Raw genomic sequence first — 1568 nt, 5'->3', positions numbered from 1 at the left:
TAGTGGATACTGAATATTTGTAAGTGCCTTGTTTTCATGGGAACCGTTCCGTTACTGTCGTATAATGAATGCAGAGGAATTTCCTGTTTTTGGCAGTTTCCCTTGCACTTGTCATCTCGTAACGGAGGATTTATCCATGGTTTATCGGCATACTGACGTTCAACTATCTTTCGAATCGTTTGATTGCGGCCTGGGCACATCACTCAGTCCTGATAACGAGTGGGTGAAGTTAGCCTCGCTCATTCCATGGCAGAAGCTGGATGAAGCATACCAATCTGTCTTTAATAAGAGTGCCGGACGTGCTGCAAAACCATTTCGCGAGTTGTACGGTGCCGAGCTGATCAAACAGCGGACACATTTATCAGACGCGAAGCTGGTGGAGGCCATTCGCGACACGCCAGCGTTTCAGTACTTCATGGGAAGAACACGTTACGAGGCCAAGATTCCTTTCAATGCCTCAACTTTGACCTACTTCCGCCGTCGAGCCTCTAAGATCTCCGACTTGATTCGCAACATCATCACTGATGAAGTCCGTGAGAAGCTAGAAGCGATTGTGCCCGGAGCTCACGTGCTGATTACTGATGCCACCGCCGTGCCGATCAAGATTCAGTTTCCTCAAGATGCCTCCTTACTAAACAAAGCTCGGCTGAACCTTGAGGAGATGGTGCTTAAGATGGCGCAAGGGCTACAAGTTGCAATCCCGCGGACTTATAAGCGCTTGGCTAAGGCAACATGGACTGAATATTCACGCCACCCTGGCCGTCAGGCCAAGGCCCGGCGCAAGCAGATTAAAGCCCAGCTGCAGTACATTCGGCGAGACCTGCGCTACGTGGATGAACTGTTGAGCCAAGGCGGAGAAGCACATCTGACAGAATGGCAAATCAACCGGCTCGCAGTTGTCCGTAAGGTCTACGAGCAACAAAGATACATGTACGACAACAAGACTCATAGTGTTCCTGACCGGATTGTCAGCCTCAGTCAGCCGTATATTCACCCGATTGTTCGCGGTAAAGCTAAGGCACGCGTTGAGTTCGGGGCCAAGATTGACTGTTCAATTTTAGACGGGGTCATTGACGTTGAGCGTTTTGACTTCGAGAGCTTTAACGAAAGCACTGACCTGGCCGCAACCCTCGATCATTGTTGGGATACACTGGGGCAGTATCCCGATGAGGTACTAGCTGACACCCTGTACCGAACCCGAGCGAATATTGCATTGTGCAAGGAGCTGGGCATCAAACTGAGTGGGCCTAAGCTGGGCCGCCGGCCGAAGCATGTAGATGCCAAGCAGCGCAAGCTGGATACTGATGCGGAGAACAGACGCGGTGCGATTGAACGCAAGTTTGCCTTCTTGAAAGGCTCGCTTGGGCTTGATTTAGTGAACACAAGAACCGCTGAATCTCTGGTGGTCGAAGTTGATTCAGCTATTGTGTTGGCTAACCTCATGCTTCTTTTGGGTATTTTTTCTATACCAATTTCCGTCATTACCCACAGAGCCGGCAAAACATATCAAATTAACTATAAAGTCATCACTGAACGGTCAAAGTCAGCAGCCTAGTTCAGTACTGACT

Annotated in this window: 1 protein-coding gene; it reads left to right on the top strand. The window is 49.7% G+C overall.

Features of this window, described 5'->3' with window-relative positions; genetic code table 11:
* Positions 1 to 136 precede the first annotated feature (136 nt).
* A complete protein-coding gene (locus EKM95_RS11535) occupies positions 137 to 1555 on the top strand; it encodes an IS5 family transposase (protein ID WP_019863889.1) in 1419 nt (472 codons plus the stop codon).
* Positions 1556 to 1568 lie beyond the last annotated feature (13 nt).

This window comes from Lacticaseibacillus yichunensis (assembly GCF_003946405.1).
GTDB lineage: Bacteria > Bacillota > Bacilli > Lactobacillales > Lactobacillaceae > Lacticaseibacillus > Lacticaseibacillus yichunensis.
This window is presented reverse-complemented; position numbering and strand designations above follow the sequence as displayed.

Coding starts and splice junctions, on each gene's coding strand:
- EKM95_RS11535 (WP_019863889.1), top strand. CDS start 137: ATGGTTTATCGGCATACTGACGTTCAACTATCTTTCGAATCGTTTGAT.